This window comes from Bdellovibrio bacteriovorus (assembly GCF_001592745.1).
Taxonomy (GTDB): domain Bacteria; phylum Bdellovibrionota; class Bdellovibrionia; order Bdellovibrionales; family Bdellovibrionaceae; genus Bdellovibrio; species Bdellovibrio bacteriovorus_B.
Window position 1 is genome coordinate 193,288 of record NZ_LUKD01000006.1, and the last position, 16,911, is coordinate 210,198.

Annotated in this window: 15 protein-coding genes; 4 read left to right on the forward strand and 11 right to left on the reverse strand. The window is 45.8% G+C overall.

Going from position 1 to position 16,911, the window contains the following annotated elements:
• The first annotated feature begins 284 nt into the window (after positions 1-284).
• Positions 285-677 carry a hypothetical protein gene (locus AZI87_RS13980; RefSeq protein ID WP_063208387.1) on the forward strand — a complete coding sequence of 131 codons (393 nt, stop codon included), beginning with the start codon at positions 285-287 and terminating at the stop codon, positions 675-677.
• A gap of 159 nt (positions 678-836) precedes the next feature.
• Positions 837-1,229, forward strand: coding sequence for a hypothetical protein (locus AZI87_RS13985; RefSeq protein ID WP_063208389.1), 393 nt, complete (start codon positions 837-839; stop codon positions 1,227-1,229).
• A 51-nt stretch (positions 1,230-1,280) separates the two neighbouring features.
• Here the strand turns inward: AZI87_RS13985 and AZI87_RS13990 are convergent, their stop codons facing one another.
• The 9 genes from AZI87_RS13990 to AZI87_RS14030 form a co-directional block, all read right to left on the reverse strand.
• Complete coding sequence (locus AZI87_RS13990) at positions 1,281-1,709, reverse strand: ferritin-like domain-containing protein (RefSeq protein ID WP_063208391.1); 429 nt, start codon at positions 1,707-1,709, stop codon at positions 1,281-1,283.
• Positions 1,710-1,780: 71 nt separating this feature from the next.
• Positions 1,781-2,515, reverse strand: coding sequence for a type 1 glutamine amidotransferase domain-containing protein (locus AZI87_RS13995; protein WP_437435076.1), 735 nt, complete (start codon positions 2,513-2,515; stop codon positions 1,781-1,783).
• An 87-nt stretch (positions 2,516-2,602) separates the two neighbouring features.
• A complete protein-coding gene (locus AZI87_RS14000; RefSeq protein WP_063208395.1) occupies positions 2,603-4,009 on the reverse strand; it encodes a sigma-54-dependent transcriptional regulator in 1,407 nt (468 codons plus the stop codon).
• Positions 4,010-4,045: 36 nt separating this feature from the next.
• Positions 4,046-5,623 (reverse strand): two-component system sensor histidine kinase NtrB, encoded by a 1,578-nt coding sequence (locus tag AZI87_RS14005; protein ID WP_063208397.1) that lies wholly within the window; start codon positions 5,621-5,623, stop codon positions 4,046-4,048.
• Positions 5,624-6,844, reverse strand: coding sequence for a type II secretion system F family protein (locus AZI87_RS14010; RefSeq protein ID WP_063208399.1), 1,221 nt, complete (start codon positions 6,842-6,844; stop codon positions 5,624-5,626).
• A gap of 1 nt (position 6,845) precedes the next feature.
• Positions 6,846-7,889: a hypothetical protein gene (locus AZI87_RS14015; RefSeq protein ID WP_063208401.1), complete on the reverse strand. Its 1,044-nt coding sequence runs from the start codon at positions 7,887-7,889 to the stop codon at positions 6,846-6,848.
• Positions 7,889-9,592, reverse strand: coding sequence for a type IV-A pilus assembly ATPase PilB (gene pilB, locus AZI87_RS14020; protein ID WP_063208403.1), 1,704 nt, complete (start codon positions 9,590-9,592; stop codon positions 7,889-7,891). Before pilB ends, AZI87_RS14015 begins: the two co-directional genes overlap by 1 nt.
• A gap of 50 nt (positions 9,593-9,642) precedes the next feature.
• Positions 9,643-10,476: a hypothetical protein gene (locus AZI87_RS14025; protein WP_063208405.1), complete on the reverse strand. Its 834-nt coding sequence runs from the start codon at positions 10,474-10,476 to the stop codon at positions 9,643-9,645.
• Complete coding sequence (locus AZI87_RS14030; RefSeq protein WP_063208407.1) at positions 10,454-11,401, reverse strand: bifunctional riboflavin kinase/FAD synthetase; 948 nt, start codon at positions 11,399-11,401, stop codon at positions 10,454-10,456. The genes AZI87_RS14025 and AZI87_RS14030 overlap by 23 nt, the downstream gene beginning before the upstream one ends.
• Positions 11,402-11,473: 72 nt before the next feature.
• Between AZI87_RS14030 and AZI87_RS14035 the strand changes: the two genes are divergently transcribed.
• Both AZI87_RS14035 and AZI87_RS14040 read left to right on the forward strand, forming a co-directional pair.
• Positions 11,474-13,354: an ATP-binding protein gene (locus AZI87_RS14035; protein ID WP_063208409.1), complete on the forward strand. Its 1,881-nt coding sequence runs from the start codon at positions 11,474-11,476 to the stop codon at positions 13,352-13,354.
• Positions 13,351-14,763, forward strand: a complete 1,413-nt coding sequence (locus AZI87_RS14040) for a sigma-54-dependent transcriptional regulator (protein WP_063208411.1) — start codon at positions 13,351-13,353, stop codon at positions 14,761-14,763. Before AZI87_RS14035 ends, AZI87_RS14040 begins: the two co-directional genes overlap by 4 nt.
• Here the strand turns inward: AZI87_RS14040 and AZI87_RS14045 are convergent.
• Entirely contained in the window at positions 14,747-15,841 is a 1,095-nt protein-coding gene (locus AZI87_RS14045) for a glycosyltransferase family 9 protein (protein WP_063208414.1), read from the reverse strand. The genes AZI87_RS14040 and AZI87_RS14045 overlap by 17 nt on opposite strands.
• On the reverse strand, positions 15,744-16,823 hold the full coding sequence (locus tag AZI87_RS14050) for a glycosyltransferase family 9 protein (protein WP_063208416.1): 1,080 nt from the start codon (positions 16,821-16,823) through the stop codon (positions 15,744-15,746). The genes AZI87_RS14045 and AZI87_RS14050 overlap by 98 nt, the downstream gene beginning before the upstream one ends.
• Positions 16,824-16,911: the final 88 nt, after the last annotated feature.

Below are 16,911 nucleotides of genomic sequence, written 5' to 3' on the forward strand. Positions count from 1 at the left end.
AATTATGGATCTAAAGAATCAGTCTGGTAAAATTGGTTGGATTCTTCTTTGGGCGATCGGCATTCCGGTTCCAGTTTTGATTGTGTTATTCCTCATTCGTGGTTGCACGTAGTCGTTAAACTCTTGCAATACAATAGGAAGACATTGAATCCGTTTTGGAACTGCCTAAGATAGATTTTTCCTGTGGATGAGGCTCAAGACTCATAAGCTATTTATGAGCAGGCATGGTTTTGGCACAGACACATCAACATTAAAATAATAAATCATTCTTAGGAGATGTTATCATGAAAGCATTGGTTCTTTTTGTCGCTTTGTTCGGGTCCACTGCAATGGCAGAATTAAAACCTGTGGGAACATTCGTTCCTTCTGTTTGCGGTTACAACGAAATTCAAACTTTCTGCTTCGGTCGCCGCGTGGGTTTCACAACGGCTTACGCCTCTCTTTCTTCCGCACACGGAACTGAAGTTTATGAAATCGTTCATCGCGCAAAAATCAATGGTGGCATCAATCCGCTTTATACAGCCGAACAACTGACTTTGGAAAACGAAGAAGGCCGCATCAGTGTCGTGGTTCGTGGTCAGAAAAACCGTCCTTACAGCAGCAGCGCCACGGTGACTTATGAAGATGGCACTATCGCCGTTTTCACTGATTTTGGCGCGGTATTTACGACTCTTTAATCGCAGTAAAAAATGATACTCAAAGGCGCTGTCCCCCAGCGCCTTTTTTATTTGAGGTCATGCCTCGTCCGATTTCGTCTGTTACTAGCTCATCATGACAGCTTGTTAATTTAAAGACGCTTCACTTTTTCTGCTAGAACTTTCGCATCGGAGGTTTCTATGAAACACATCTTCGCCATCTGTGCGATTGTAATCACATCCCTATCGGCCGTAGCGAACACTCTTCCAGTGAAAAGCTGCGAAGCTATTACCAACACCCATATCTTCAAGTTCGATCAAGTGGGCCAGGACATCCAAGCGACATTAGAGGATAAAAAGCTGCAACGCTACTCAGACCTTAGCAACCCCAAAGAGGGAAAGCTTAAAATTTTTGGCAAACAACGAACCACGATTCTTATTGAAGACAAAGATCTGACGGAGTTCGTAAAACTTCGTTATTTACCACGTGAGCTTTTGGTGGGAATGATGATGGGTCGCCCCGAATACATTGGTGAGGAAGATATTTTATATTCTTACGCGGATGAATTCATCGTGGCGTTAAAGTGTAAATAAAAAAGGCGGATGAACTATCCGCCTTTTCTTCTCTTCACTTAAATAGGAAGATTAAGTGTTCACATCGAGCATCTTCACCACTTCTTCAATATGCTCGGTCTCTAGACGAATCATCCCGCGGATCATCTCTTCTAAAGCAACGTCGTCTGCGCAGTGTTTAAGCACTTCTTTATACTTTGCCAAAGCGCTTTGTTCGAAGTCTAAGCTTTCTTTCAAAATATCCAAAACCTTGTGAGTTTTAGTTTCTGGAACCGGTGACACCTTCAAAGAAGGGTGACCGCCTAAAGCTGTGATCTTTTCGCCGACCATGGAAGCATGCTGATAACCTTCATTCGCTTGGTCATGGAACCATTTAACGATTGGAATACGGTTAGGCCCTTTGATCATCAATGCATAGTGCAGATAGCGAACTACGCCGGAAATTTCCATCTCGATAATTTCATTCAGTAAAGCGACAACTTTTTGATTTTCATTAGACATGCAGGCCTCCAAACAGTTCTAAGAAGAACATTGGCAGGACAGAGTCTCAAGTGAAAACCCCATACCCAGCCTTAGGTCAGAAGTCTTTCTAAAAACTTACGTGCGAAGAGATGGGCGTCCCCGGGCCATCGCGCTGAAACATAGTTCTCATCACACACGGCAAAGCCTGCACTCAGACTGCTGTCACTATCACGGGATAGAGGCAAAGGGCCTCTTAAAAAATCCTGGGGAGCTTGCAAAGATTGGCGCACTTCGGCCTCTACTGTCTGCGGATAGGTTCGATAATAATCTCCTAACCACCAGCGCGTCAGATTCCAAGCTAACAACTCTTGCGATTGTAACAGTGAGGTTGTCTTTCTACCATAAAGCACGCTCTGACCGTTGCCACATTTGCTTCGCGCCACCAGAACGACACCATGACAAATTGCACCCACCGGTTTTCCTCTTTCGAAAAAAGCCGCCGTTTGGCTTTGCAAAACCGGAGATTCCAAATACTCTTTCATACCCGGCGCATGCCCACCAGGCAAAATAAGGCCATCAAAATCGACTTCGCGTGCATTTTCCCACTTTAACGGAGATCGAAATTCCGAGCACTGAATCATATCCTCATAGGCCGCCTGGGCATTTTTGTCGGCGACAAGAAGTGGAGCCAGGACTCCCAAACCGTCACCGCTGATCATGCGATCATCACAAGTCGCCTTGCCTCCATCCGAAGTCGCAAAGTAAATCTGCACGCCCGCGCGGGAGAGAGTTCTCCAGGGAACCGCGGCTTCAGTTGGATCAAAATCTTTTTTTGGTAAAGGCATCAAAACTTTTTTCAATCGAAACTCCGCGGCTCCCATAAAAAAAGGGGAGTCTTCTTACTCCCCTTTTTTTTAAAATCTGTTGAGATTTTATTCATCATCTAGTTCATCATCACCAACAACACCGAGGTTGTATTTTTCTATGCGATATCGCATAGATCGGAATGAAATATGAAGAAGCTTGGCAGCTCTCTTTTTCACTCCGCCGGCGGCGTGAATCGCTTTCACCAAAAGTTCTTTTTCAATCTGTCCCATCACCTTATCAAGATCAACACCGTCATCACCGATTTCGATTTCATTGGACGAGGCCATCTTGCGGCCCGATGCCGTATTCACCATCGGTGGCAAAGATTCAGGAAGGATGGTTGCGCCACCTTCTAAAGCCACTGTGCGCTCGATCAAGTTTTCAAGCTCACGCACGTTACCTGGATAGTCATACTTCTTTAAAATCTCCATTGCTTCTGCGCTGATTGCGCCGATGTTTTTACCCAAACGCTCGTTGTACTTTTTAAGGAAGTGATTTGCGAGCAAAGGAACGTCTTCACGGCGTTCGCGAAGGCCCGGAGTTTTGATATTGATAACATTCAAGCGATAGAACAAATCTTGACGGAAAGTTCCTTTTTGAACCATCTCTTCAAGATTTCTGTTTGTCGCCGCGATGATACGCACTTCGACTTTCATGTCTTCCGTCGCACCCACACGGCGAATTACACGCTCTTGAATCGCACGAAGAAGCTTTACCTGAATCGTCAAAGGCAACTCACCGACCTCATCCAGGAACAGAGTTCCGGAATCAGCCACTTCGAAAAGACCCGCTTTATCTGAAACAGCGCCTGTGAAAGAGCCCTTCTTATGACCGAACATTTCAGATTCCATCAAGTTTTCAGGAATAGCACCACAGTTGACAGTCACAAACGGACGGTCTTTCAAAGGACCATTGTAGTGAATCGCTTTTGCAACGACCTCTTTACCTGTTCCCGACTCCCCCGTGATCAAAACGTTTGTTGGAGTTTGAGAGACACGCTTAACCATATCGTAAATCGCGTGCATCGCCGGAGAGTTTCCGACCATGTTTTGGAAAGAGTATTCTTTAACGAGTTCTTTTTTAAGAGATCTATTTTCAACTTCCAAGTTGCGAGAACGTAAAGCATTTTGAATGTTCAAACGAACTTCATCAATCTTAAACGGCTTCGTCAAATAATCGTAGGCACCCATCTTCATGGCTTCAACCGCAGTTTCGGTTGTACCGAAAGCCGTGATCAACATGAAGACCGTATCAGGGTAAGATTCTTTGACGTGTTTCAGAAGCTCGATACCCGTCACATGCGGCATCTGTAGATCCGAAATGATCATATCGAAAGTTTTTTTCGTTAGAAGGTCTTTCGCTTTTTGGCCATCCTCAGCCAAAGTCACTTCATAGCCTTCTTTTTTAAGCATGATCTCTAAAAACTCGCGAATGGATTCTTCGTCATCGACAACAAGAATTCTCGACTTCATGTATACGCTCCCACGTCCTGTGTTCTATTCATTCTCTCAGTTTGCTTTGGGAAAAGTCAAAATAAACTCAGTACCTACGCCGACTTCGCTTTCGACAAAGACTTGTGCTCCATGCCCTTCCAAAATCTTATGAGTCACAGCTAGACCTAGGCCCGTGCCTTTAGGTTTCGTCGTGTGGAAGGGTTCAAACATTTTCTTCTTCGTCGCTTCGCTCATTCCACATCCGGCATCACGAATGCGCACTTCCACTTCATTGCCTTTCGTCACGGCTTGAACGGAAATTTTCGGTTGCGGACTTTCATTCATCGCTTGGTATGAGTTGATAATGATATTTAAAAAAGCCTGTTTCAATTTATCACGACGACCTAAGATCTTTAACCCGGCATCGTACTGTCTGACTTGCTCGACATCGGCGCGCACTTGATTGTTGGTACGCATAGAGTCCAAAACTTCCGTCACAAGCGAAGACAAATCCACCGGATCTGTCGGCGGCGTTTCGGGGCGCGCGTAATCCAGAAATTCAGTGATTAGGTTGTTCAAGCGATCAATTTCCCGAAGAACAATTTTCATCAGTTTACGATCATCTTCGTTCGTCACTGTTTGAGTCAGCATCTCTATACTGCCGCTGATACCGGCTAACGGATTGCGAATTTCATGGGCAATCCCCGCCGCCAAGCCGCCCACCGCTGCCAACTTTTCATTTTGACGGGCGTTGTATTCCAATTGACGAATTTTAGTTAAGTCATCAAAAAGCGCGATAGAAAGATGTGATTGAAGCTCAGGACTATAGATTTTGGATACCGTCAGACCTAGGATTTTTGCCTGAGCTTCTGGCGACGGTGCGTACTTCACGTCTTTTTTGACTAAAGACTCTGCCTTATCAACGTCTGGAAAAAGCTGATAAAAGTTCGCCGACGAAACATCGGGCATGCCTAAAATCTCGAGCGCCGAAGAGTTTGCTTTTACAATTTCTCCGTTTTCAGTGAATGAGACCATTCCTGTCGGAATATTCTCAACCAAAACTTCGTTAAGTTCTTGCGCAGAACGAAGGCTTAGACCGGTTTTTTTAAGTTCGCTACCAACAAATTGAAGCTGTTCACTTAAATATCCCGACAATCCCGCGACCGAGAAGAACGCGATATTATTTAAAGCTAAAAGAAAAAAGAAATTCAGGGCTTTCATTTCTGGCGAAAACAGAGCTGCCCCAGAAAAAAAGATGCTCGTAAAAAGAGCCAACGTCACCGCGCCCACGCCGCGACACGCGATACCCGCTAATAAGATATTTACTAAGTGCAAAAATAGAAACAAGGACTGACTGATTCCCGAATGATAAATCAAAAGTGAAATCAGCAGCGAGTCGGCGACAAAACCCAAAAACAAAAGAAGCGGACGTTGCAGCAACTGGTCCCAGAAGGAAAACCAAATCAAATGAAGTCCCAGTGCCACTGTCAGAATGGAATAAAACGGCCCTAAGATGGACCAGTTCACGAATCCTTCTTGAACGATGCTGGAAATAACACTGATAACAAGTATAAGAACAAAAAGACTGAGGCGGCCAAACTCCACCATCAGTCCTTGTTCTTTATTGTTCTGCAAAGCAAAACTTAGGCGCATCTATTGAACCACATCCGCCATATTGAAGATCGGAAGATACATCGCCACGACAAGAACGGCGATAATACCACCCAAAACAACCATCAAAAGAGGCTCTAGAAGTGAGGTCATAGCTTTTACTGCGGTTTCGACTTCATCTTCATAGAAGTCGGCGATCTTACCCAACATGATATCCAAAGTACCCGACTGTTCGCCAATCGAGATCATTTGTACGACCATCTCGGGGAAGGCTTTTTCTTTTCCTAGAGGTGCCGCAAAAGTACGACCTTGGGTTACGGACTCTTTACAGCGAAGCAAAGACTGCTCGATAACGATATTGCCCGCAGTTTTTGAAGAAATATCAATGGCCTCGATCAACCCTACACCCGAAGACAACAAGGTGGAAAGTGTTCTAGTCAAACGGGCGATCGCAGACTTTTGCACCACTTCACCAAAAACCGGTGCTTTCATGATGAAACGATCAAACGCGTCTTTACCCGCATCAGTGCGGATCCACTGCGCAAACACGAAAGGACCGACAATCAGAACGACCAGGTATACGTACCAGTTATTAATCATCGAGTTACTTAGATTCACCACCATTTGAGTTAAAGCAGGTGGTTCTTTTCCTGAAGACGCAAAGAATTCCATGAACTTTGGAATAATGAAAACCAGGATACCCGCGATAACGATCATCGCAACGACGATGATGACCATCGGATACACCAAGGCTCCTTTGACTTGCGCTTTCAGCTTTTCAGATTTTTCCATGTAGCTGGCAAGACGTTGCAGAATGCTATCCAAGATACCGGCTTCTTCACCCGCTTGGATCATGTTCACGTAAAGTTTATCGAAAACATTCGGCACTTGCGCCATAGAGTCAGCCAAACGACGACCGCCTTCGATCGAAGTTTTTACTTGAGCAGAGGCCTCTTTTAAAAGCCCTGGGCGCAGACCTTCAGAAAGAATTTTTAAGGAGTCCACGACGGGAATACCGGCATTGATCAAAGTAGCAAACTGTCGAGTGAAAACTTGAAGATCTTTTCCATTCACACGCGGAGCAAAAAGCCCCGTGCTGCTTTTTCCTGCGGCCGCACGCGCGCCACCAAATTGCACGACACGAACAGGCAACAGCTGCTGCGCTCTTAAACGAATGATCGCCTCTTGTTGGTTGGCGGCTTCGATTTCACCTTGAACCACTTGGCCCGAGGCGTTTTTTGCTTGGTATTGAAACTTTGCCATCTTAGATACCTACCTTTTTCAAGAGCTGATCAAGATTGTCGGGATCACGAGAAACTTCAAATGCTGTTTTTAGGTCTACACGACGACGAATAAGATGCTGAAGTAAAGACTGATTCAAAGTTAAAATGCCGGAATTTTCTTGGGCGTGATTCATCAAAGAGTCTAAGCCCTTTAAGTCCTCCGTCTCAATGAGGCTGCGCACCTGAGGCTTCATAAGTAAAACTTCGTGTGCAAAAACTTTGTCTCCGGCAAGTCCGCTGACAGCGTATTGTCCCGCCGCCAAACTTAAAATCTCAGAAAAGCGTGGCGCGCCATGCTCTCCATATTTTTCTCCAAGAACTGATAAAGAGCGACGAAGAGCATTCGTAAGAGATGGAGCCTTCATCGAATAAATAACAAAAAGACCGCGCTCCGCCAATGTCATAGCCTCAAGCAACGATTCATCATCAGCGAACCCTTCAAAGACCACCATATCTACGCCCGCCATCAGGCTTTCGCGTTCTTCAGGTTTTGAAAAGTCACCGTTGTGGTAAAGATAACAAGCCTTCGCTTCCTTCACTTGAGGAAAAGCTTTGCGAGAAAAAACAACGCCGACAAAAGCTTTTTCTTCACTGAGCTTTTGCAGGATTTTATGCAATGCCCACACCTGCCCCGCTTCACCGGGACCAGACAGAAGAACCAGGCCTTTCATGCGCGCGCAGCTTTCCATCAGTGAAGGCGGTAAGGAAATTTCCTGTCGTCCACCGTCTAAGTCCATATCCAAGACGGCTTTCATTGTTGTGTCTTGTTGAAAGAAAGAAAAACCAATACGAACATTTTCAAAAGAGGCTTCGCCTTGAACAACACCCGTCGTATCCAGAACGGCCTTTTGCTGATTAGATAAAAGACTTTGCTGCAGAAGATTCCATTCCGTTACTAATGCGGGAGAAGTGCGAAGACTCGCCCACCCTGAAGACAAACGAACACGCGGTTCACTGCCCACTACAAATAAAAACTCTTCAGCTTTTTTCGCTTTTGCCTGCAAAAGAAGTTCCGTCAAACTCATTATGTGTCCTTCACTGATGCATTGAGTACTTCTTCAATCGTCGTCAAACCACGCTTCAATTTTAACAAGGCACTACGACGTAGAGTTCTCATACCTTGTTCACGTGCTAGATAACGAAGCTGTCCTGTCGAGGCTCCTTTAAGAATCGCCTCTTTCATCTTTTCGGTCATGTGCATAAGTTCAAAAATGGCAGTACGACCTTTGATTCCTGTGTTACTGCAGTTCGCGCAGCCTTTGCCGCGGAAAACTTTGTAATCACCCACTTCGGCTTGAGGTACGCCCAAGTTCAAAAGAATTTGGGCGGGCACATCGACCGGAGCTTTGCACGATTCACAGATTTTACCCACCAGACGTTGAGCGACGATAAGATTCACGGTGGAAGTAATAATATAAGGAGCCACGCCCATTTCTGTCAGACGAATCACCGTCGAAGGAGCATCGTTGGTATGCAAGGTACTTACAACCAAGTGACCTGTTGACGCCGCTTTAAAAGCAATTTCGGCTGTTTCTAAGTCACGAATCTCCCCCACCAGAACGATATCCGGGTCCTGACGCAGGAAAGATTTTAAGGCACTTGCGAAAGTCAGCTCAATATCCGGGTTCATTTGAACCTGATTAATACCTTCTAAGTTGAATTCGACCGGGTCTTCTGCTGTCGAGATATTTACATCCGGCTGATTCAGCTCTGAAAGCGCTGAATAGATCGTATTTGTTTTACCGGAACCCGTAGGACCTGTGATCAAAACCATGCCTTGAGGAAGATTGATCTGCGATTTGAAAAGTTTCAAATCGTCTTCTTCAAATCCCAGCTTCGTCATATCAAGCTGCAAATTCGATTTATCTAAAAGACGCAGAACAACTTTTTCACCCCACAGTGTCGGCAAGACACTCACACGGAAATCCATCTCTTTCCCTTTGGAAGTACGGACTTTCAAACGACCATCCTGGGGACGGCGTTTTTCTGCGATGTCGAGCTTAGACATGATCTTAATACGAGAGGCAATAGCCGCACCCGTTCCCGCAGGAGGGGCCGTGGCTTCTTGCAAGTTACCGTCGATACGGAAACGCACGCGGTATTTCTTTTCGTAGGGTTCAAAGTGAATATCTGAAACTCTTTTACGAATGGCATCCGTTAAGATCGAGTTCACGAACTTCACGATAGGCGCATCGTCTGTCACGCCGTCTTGGTCAATAACTTCGGCCGTAGGATTGTTGACACTGAATTCTTCGTCAAACCCATCAGATCCGATCACATTTAAAGACTTCGTACTGATGCTACCGCCATAGTATTTTTCAATACCAGAAGCAATCGCACTTTCCGTTCCTACAACGGCCTGAATACGACAGCGAGTGATAAATCGTAAGTCTTCTTTAACGATGATATTGGAAGGATCGGCAAAAGCGACCACCAGTGTGGTTCCCGCCTTCTGCAAGGGAATCAACGTGTTCTTTTCACAGACATCTTTAGGAATAAGGCTGATAACCGACTGATCAATTTCAAATGTGTTCACTTCCACGCCGGGAACCGCGAAATGCTTTTCCAGCGCACGAAGGATTTGATTTTCTTTAAGGAAACCCAATTGAATGATGGCAGACGTCAGTTTATTTCCGGCTTTTTTCTGTTCTTCAATTGCAAGCGACAACTGATCTGCGCGCAGCAGACCTTGCTTAACTAAGATTTCACCAATTTTGAGTGAAGACATATGGCTCCTGTCACTAGACTTACTTTAATACAGGGTGCCATTTTTTGTAACTAGACCGAAGAAGAGTTTTCTTTCAAAAATGTATTCCAAGTCGCGCGAATTTCATCGTTTGAAATATCATCACTCAACTTCAAACGCTGAAACCAAAGTCGCGTGAAAGTTTCTGCCACTAAAACAGGCGGCAAGACTTTCAAATCCGCACGCTCCGCTTCTTCCAATAAAAGATTTTCCAGAGGGAACAAATTCAAATCCAGTGCATAGCCCGCACGCTTCATGAAATTGAAATACGACAGATCTGTTAGCAAACTTTTGTTCTGACGCAAATCCATGGTGTTAATCATCACTCCGGCGCTCACCGCCTGCAGAGTCAGATCGTCGGGGTTGAGGATATTAAAGCGAATGCCCAATTGCTGACGAGATAGAACATGTTTTTGAGGTTCTAAAACTGCGGGATCCCCGACAAGAAAAATTTCAGAGACTCCCATCTCAGCAAGCACACCAGCAGCCACACGAGCTTCTTTGCTTTCACCAACGACAAAGCCCGGGGCACGAATGTCTAAGTCCCGAGCTTCTTGCACTAAAACACTGCGAATCGCTTCGTGCAAAATAAGACGCGGATACCATCCTCCCTCGTCCTGGAAAAAAGAATCTAAAACTTGAGAAGTGCGAACTTGAGTTGGTAATACTCTTAATTGCGGAAGAATTTCATCAGATAACGACGGCGCTATTTTCACGGCCGTTGCACCTTCCATGACTTCGGCTGAAAATGTCGCGTGATGTTCAACGACCCAACCCCAAGATTTTTGCCGAGACAAAAAATCCAGATACTTCGCAAAAACGCTAGGCCCTTCCGGGCGAATATCAACGAACTTCAGGGTGTTCATCGAAATACCTGCGGGTTTCAATCATGTCTTTTTGAATCTGTGCTTTTAATTCTTCGATACCAGAAAACTTCATTTCGTCGCGGATGAAGTGCAAGAGATAAACTTCCACTTCCATGCCGTAAAGATGAGCATCGAAATCAAAAAGATGAGTTTCGATTTTGATCGGTCCTTTGCCATTTTCTTGAAACGTCGGATTTACTCCGATATTCGTGACCGAAGGATGCATGTGACTGCCGATTTTAGTCAAAGTGCAGTACACACCTTTGCGCGGAGTGAACTCAACATCCGGGTGAATATTCGCCGTAGGCACACCAATGGTGCGACCACGCTGAAATCCTTTTTCAACATGACCTCGCACATAGTAAGTCCGGCCTAAAAGCTCATTGGCTTTTTCGACCTCCCCGTCCTTAAGTTTTTCACGGATGCGGGTCGAAGAAACCACGGCCCCTTGAAATTGGAATGGCGGAATGATGATTAAGCGAATGCCTTTTTCGGCGCAGAACTTTTCTAAAAACGGAATATTCCCGGCACGATCGGCGCCGAAAGAAAAGTCATGGCCGACGACCAAAGTTTTTGGATGCAATTTTTCGACAATGTATTTTTCTAGGAAATCTTGCGGAGAAACTTTAGAAAAGTCCTTCGTGAAATCCTCGATAATGACGTACTCAATCCCCCGTTGAGCAAACTGTTCTTGCTGGTCTTTCAAATCAAAAAGACGGTACGTCGCACGCTCTGGATGCAGAACTTTTACAGGGTGAGGATGGAAGGTGTACACCACGGAAGGAACACCAAAATACTGAGCTTCGCGGACCACATTTTCCACGAGTTGCTGATGGCCCAAATGAACACCGTCAAAGTTCCCTATAGTGACTACAGAGGCCTCTAGTGGGGAGCTCAACTGTTTAACGCCTTGAAGGATATGCATATTTTTCAATATACCTCTTTCTGGGCTCGGCGGTAAGTGCTTTTAATAGTTGAATTTTTTAATAAATTTGCTATGTTGCGACGCGTGCAAAAGGCCTCATTTCAAAACCTCAGAATCCGTCTCGAAGTCCTGCTTCGCTTCTTTTCCCGACGCCGCGGATTTTGGCTTCGTTGCCTTCTTTGTTGGAGCATCGGAGGCCTGGCCCTTTCTAACGACGAGATCACATCCTACGACCAACGCTTTCAACTGCGCGGAGACCAAAAAGCCTCAAAGCAGATCGTCCTTATCACCATCCGTCAGTCTGACTTCGCAACGATCTATGACAGCAGGACTAACTTCCTGGACAACATGTCTGAGGTCACAGATATCACCGACAGCTTTTTCTGGAACAAACCTGTTTGGAATGAGCTGCTTCTAAAAATTCTGCGCCAAAATCCCCGCTCTGTCGGTGTGACCTTGTACTTTGGCGATAACATCGGAACCGTGCGCTTAAATCCCGAAGAGCAACGTCTGTTTTTAGATAAACGCGTTGTATGGGCTTCAACTACGAACAGCTTAGAGCGTGTTTTGACGCCGGCATTTGCAAACCGTGAACATGACAACTTGGGGAACAATGAAGTTCGTCGCGATGAAGACGGCGTTGTTCGCCGAGTCTTCCCGCAACGAGCGGAAATGCCTCATTTGGTGGAGCGTTTAACGGGTAAGAAATTTCCGACCACTCTGGCCGGACTTCCGATCAACTATGCGGGAACAAGCCGGGTCTTCACTCAATACACTTTGAGTGAAATCATGTATGACGAAATTCCCTCGAATGCTTTTTCCGACAAGATCGTTTTGATTGGTGCCGAGACGTCCGCCGCCCCCGTGTACATGACCCCCGTTGGAACATTGTCGCGCACAGAGATCTTAGCGCACGTCACAGACACGCTCTTAGGCAATAAGTGGATCAAACGCCTTTCATTCTGGTGGTATGCGGCGGGCTTTTTCGTTTTGATGCTGATGGCGGTCTTCTTAATTACGACTTATCCGCAATCCGTAGCTCTGTTCTGTATTTTGTGGATTGGAACTTTATTAGCCGCTCTTTCAGCATGGGTCTTTGATAGTTTCTATTTCTGGTCCCCGGCGTTTTCTCCATTTGTGCTTTTAGGTGCATGTTGGATCATTTTCATCGGCTATCAAGCCACGAAGATCGAAAAGAAAAACTTCCGCCTGCAACAAGAACAGCAGTACTTGCAAGAGCTAGAGCAGCTTAAGAATAATTTCGTCAGCTTGATTTCTCACGATCTGAAAACTCCGATTGCGAAAATCCAAGCCATTGTCGATCGTCTGTTAACCCAGAATGCTGATAATGAATTGGGTCAGGATTTACGATCACTGCGTATTTATGGCGACGAACTAAACCGCTATATTCAGTCCATCTTAAAAGTTCTGCGCGTGGAATCCCGTGACTTTAAAATTCACACTGAAGTAGGCGATATTAACGAAGTGATTGAAGAGGCTTTGCAAACACTTCGTCCTTTGGCGCGTGAAAAGAATATCCAAATTCACACGGCACTTGAGCCTATGTTTTCTTTAGAATTTGATACCACCCTGATTAAAGAGGTGGTCATTAATCTTGTTGAAAACGCGATTAAGTACACCCCTCGCGATGGTCAAATCGAAGTGGTGTCGCTAGAGGCCGATGACATGGTTCACGTGATTGTGAAAGACACTGGCGAAGGCATTAAACCCGAAGACATGGAAAAAGTCTGGGGCAAATTCACTCGCGGAAGTGATCAGGATTTACGAACCAAAGGGACCGGCCTAGGCCTTTACTTAGTTAAATACTTTATTGAACTGCATGGCGGAAAAGTAAAAATGGAAAGCACTGTTGGACACGGAACCACGGTGTCCTTCACTTTGCCGCTCGACTCTGAAATCGCAATGGAAAATGAAACCGAGGTGATCGCATGATGAACAAACTCCACACTCTGATTGTTGACGACGAAGCTGAGTTACGCCGCTCTGTCATTTCGATTTTAAAATCTACGATGCCGGAAATCGATTTTACAATCGATGAAGCTTCCACCGGCAAGGAAGCGCTAGAAAAAGTAAAACAACAGCAATGGGATCTGGTTCTAATGGACGTGAAGATGCCAGAGATGAATGGAATTGAAGCATTAACGGCGATCAAAGAACACGACCCTCGTACGTTTGTTGTTTTAATGACGGCGCACTCCAATCTTCATGACGCTGTTGTGGCGATTAAAGAAGGCGCTTACGATTACGTTGAAAAACCGGTCAACCCGCAACAGTTGACGGAGATTGTACGTAAGTCTCAGGAAGCCCGTGACTTGGTTTCTAGCCTGGCTCTTTCTAACCCGGTTTTTGACGATGATATTGAAAGTGAATTCGTAGGCGGCTCCTCGAAGATGAAAGAGGTCTTTAATCTGATCTATCGCCTGTGCAAAGTCGACACGACAGTTCTAGTGCGCGGAGAAAACGGGACAGGAAAAGAGCTTGTCGCAAAAGCCATTCACTTCAACTCCCCTCGCAAGTCCGGAAGTTTTGTGGCCATCAACTGTGGTGCGATTCCTGAAAGCTTGATGGAGAGTGAACTTTTTGGTCACGAAAAAGGCGCCTTCACCGGTGCGGTAGAAAGAAAAATTGGTAAGTTCCAAATGGCGAACAACGGAACTTTGTTCCTTGATGAAATCGGAGAGCTTCGCCCGGACATGCAGGTAAAACTTTTGCGTGTTCTGCAAGAGCGCAAATTCACTCCGGTCGGCGGGACTCGCGAGGTGAAGACCACGACTCGTATTATCGCGGCGACAAACCGAAATTTAGAAAAAATGATGGAAGAAGGCACATTCCGCGAAGACTTGTTCTATCGCTTGAATGTAATGCCTATTTTCCTGCCGCCTTTGCGTGAACGTATCGATGATATCGAAGCATTAACACAAAACTTTATTAAGAAGTTTTCAAAACAACACGGTCGCACTATCAACGGCGTAACGGACGAAGTTTTAACTTTGTTGAAGGCTTATCGTTGGCCTGGAAATATTCGTGAGCTTGAAAACGTGATTGAACGCGCTTTCATTGTAGAGAACTCTCACCAGATTACGGTGGATTCTTTGCCAGAATCTTTGAAACTAGCTCCGAAAGAAAGCCCTGATAAAACAGCGAGCGTTGGTTATTCGGGTCCTTTGGATTTTGATGCTTTCAAGGAAGAGATGGAAAAGGAATTTATCATGAGTGCCTTGAAAGCCAACAACGGCCGCATCAATCAAACAGTGGCGCAGGCAAATATTCCTAAGAATACGCTGCTGCGTAAGATTCGTAAGTACGGTATCAACGTCAAGGATTTTACGACCGAAGAATAAAACCTGCCGTGCGCAGAACGTCTTCGGCAGAAATGTTTTTCATACAGACATGGGTGCCGATAGGACAGACTTTATGCCCGTGTTTGCCGCAAGGCCGGCACGGCAAACCTTCCGTTTGTACGACATAACTTTCTGCAGACCAAGGGCGAAAACCAAATTCTAAAATCGTGGGACCAAATACCGCTATCAACGGTGTCTCACAAACGGCTGCGAGATGTGTCGATGCGCTGTCATTGCCGATCAATAAAGCCGCGCGAGCAATCAACTGAGCCGATTCAATGATCTTGGTTTTTCCAGCAAGAGATTGAGAACCCGGAATTGCTGCGGCTACTTTTTCAGCCAGCTCTTCTTCACCCGGCCCGCCCATCACATAGACTTTAAAACCTTTTTGTTGAAGGGCTTTTCCCGTGTTGATAAAGCCCTCTTCCGTCCAGCGTTTGGTCGCCCACACACTGCCAGGGAATATCAAAACGGCTTTACCTTCATCAAATCCTTGAAGGTCAAAACGCTGTTTCAGCGAAGAATAGACGTCCGTGAGTTCTAAAACCTGATGACGCAAACTCATCGACGCCCACTTTGGCGGTGCAGACAGCTTACCAAATTCTTGCGCCGTGAAAGGTTTCGCCTCTTTCGTGTAATCGGAAAGATCCTTCGCCAAATTGGCGTCTTCCGGTGCGAGAAGACTGAGCTGTCTCATCGCATCGGGAAGCTGTGCATTTTTCTGCGTGCGTTTTGAATAAATCAGAAAGTTCCAGGATTTTTGAAAGCTGATTTTGTGCTTGGCTTTGATCTTGGCGTTAAAGAACGCCGTTCTTAAGGATTCGTGTGGAGAAATCAAATTGTCGACCTCCACGTAACGAATATGCTCTACGATTTTGGCGTAGGAGTCCGCATTTCCTTTTTCGATTTCAAAAACTTGGTCTACGAGATGAGTTTTAAGAAAAAAATCGCCAAATCCCTTACGACAGACGAGTGCAAGCTTATGCTGGGGCCACTGCTCCCGGCACTTCTTCAGCAGCGGAATGGAGAGCAGAAGATCTCCAAGAAAGGCTGTTTGCACGACTAGATTTAAGGGCATTCACTATTTCCTCTAAAGACACTTGATCGTAGCACATAATGCTTTTTTCACAAGTCCTCTTCCAGCACGGGCTGCAAGGGCTTTTCGTCAGAATGTGAACTCCCCGATCGTAAAGGTCTATTTCATGAGCACAAGTCGGCCCGAACCATGCGATCACTTGCGCTTTTTGGGAGATGGCCATGTGCATTCCAAGGCTGTCTCCGGTAACCACGATATCGCAAGCGGCAACACTGACCAAGCCATCTCTAAGGCCCGACTCGGTAGCGGTGGAAATGACGTTTAAATCTTGCGCAATTTCTTGGTTTCGTTTCGTATCTTCAGGTCCACCTAAAAGAACCACTTCCGCTTCGGGAAATTCCTGATGAAGACGGCGGATCAGATCGCGGTGATATTCAACGGTGAGTTTCTTATACGAGATCACATTGCTGCAACCCGTGTTTAACCCGATAACGTAGCTTTTATTATTTTTCGCGAGGAACGCAGACCGTCGCTGCTGGCGAAGATTTTCTTCGTCCGTCGTCAAAGGCAGCCAGTAGTCATCTCTTTGATAAGGTCCCAGTTCCAGGGCCTCAATCATCAGCTGAGTTTCGGGTTTTTTATTTTCAAAGAATTTTTTGTGATTGTTAAGTCCTAGCTCCCACAATTCCGTCGCTGCTTCTGTCGCGGGAAGAATAGCCCCATTTCTAGTATCGACTTTGAATCCGAAAACCTGATCTACGGAGGTGCGCTTCAGTACGCCCGCGGCTTTTAAAGATTTATCAATCACGAAGGCGACTTCAAATTCCAGAGCGCCCAACTGCAAAAGATCGGCTTCACCAGTCGTCAGCACGCGATCAATAGCCGGATGATTTTTAAGCAAGTGATGAGCCGGAGCATCTGTCACCCAGGTGATCATCGAACTTGGGTACTTACGTTTCAGGGCCTTTAAAAGCGAAGTGCTGCGAACGACGGCGCCAAGAGCCCCCAAGTGAACGATCAGCAAAGATATTTGCGGAATGTCTTTCTTAGGACAACTGTGAGTACAGTCTGAGTTTTTTGCACAGGGCTTGTATCCCGAGAAATGTCGACAG

What these genes read in the sequence shown, in the direction of transcription:
- AZI87_RS13980 (WP_063208387.1), top strand. Translation starts at nt 285, where the DNA reads ATGAAAGCATTGGTTCTTTTTGTCGCTTTGTTCGGGTCCACTGCAATG.
- AZI87_RS13985 (WP_063208389.1), top strand. Translation starts at nt 837, where the DNA reads ATGAAACACATCTTCGCCATCTGTGCGATTGTAATCACATCCCTATCG.
- AZI87_RS13990 (WP_063208391.1), bottom strand. Translation starts at nt 1,709, where the DNA reads ATGTCTAATGAAAATCAAAAAGTTGTCGCTTTACTGAATGAAATTATC.
- AZI87_RS13995 (WP_437435076.1), bottom strand. Translation starts at nt 2,515, where the DNA reads ATGCCTTTACCAAAAAAAGATTTTGATCCAACTGAAGCCGCGGTTCCC.
- AZI87_RS14000 (WP_063208395.1), bottom strand. Translation starts at nt 4,009, where the DNA reads ATGAAGTCGAGAATTCTTGTTGTCGATGACGAAGAATCCATTCGCGAG.
- AZI87_RS14005 (WP_063208397.1), bottom strand. Translation starts at nt 5,623, where the DNA reads ATGCGCCTAAGTTTTGCTTTGCAGAACAATAAAGAACAAGGACTGATG.
- AZI87_RS14010 (WP_063208399.1), bottom strand. Translation starts at nt 6,844, where the DNA reads ATGGCAAAGTTTCAATACCAAGCAAAAAACGCCTCGGGCCAAGTGGTT.
- AZI87_RS14015 (WP_063208401.1), bottom strand. Translation starts at nt 7,889, where the DNA reads ATGAGTTTGACGGAACTTCTTTTGCAGGCAAAAGCGAAAAAAGCTGAA.
- pilB (WP_063208403.1), bottom strand. Translation starts at nt 9,592, where the DNA reads ATGTCTTCACTCAAAATTGGTGAAATCTTAGTTAAGCAAGGTCTGCTG.
- AZI87_RS14025 (WP_063208405.1), bottom strand. Translation starts at nt 10,476, where the DNA reads ATGAACACCCTGAAGTTCGTTGATATTCGCCCGGAAGGGCCTAGCGTT.
- AZI87_RS14030 (WP_063208407.1), bottom strand. Translation starts at nt 11,401, where the DNA reads ATGCATATCCTTCAAGGCGTTAAACAGTTGAGCTCCCCACTAGAGGCC.
- AZI87_RS14035 (WP_063208409.1), top strand. Translation starts at nt 11,474, where the DNA reads ATGTTGCGACGCGTGCAAAAGGCCTCATTTCAAAACCTCAGAATCCGT.
- AZI87_RS14040 (WP_063208411.1), top strand. Translation starts at nt 13,351, where the DNA reads ATGATGAACAAACTCCACACTCTGATTGTTGACGACGAAGCTGAGTTA.
- AZI87_RS14045 (WP_063208414.1), bottom strand. Translation starts at nt 15,841, where the DNA reads ATGCCCTTAAATCTAGTCGTGCAAACAGCCTTTCTTGGAGATCTTCTG.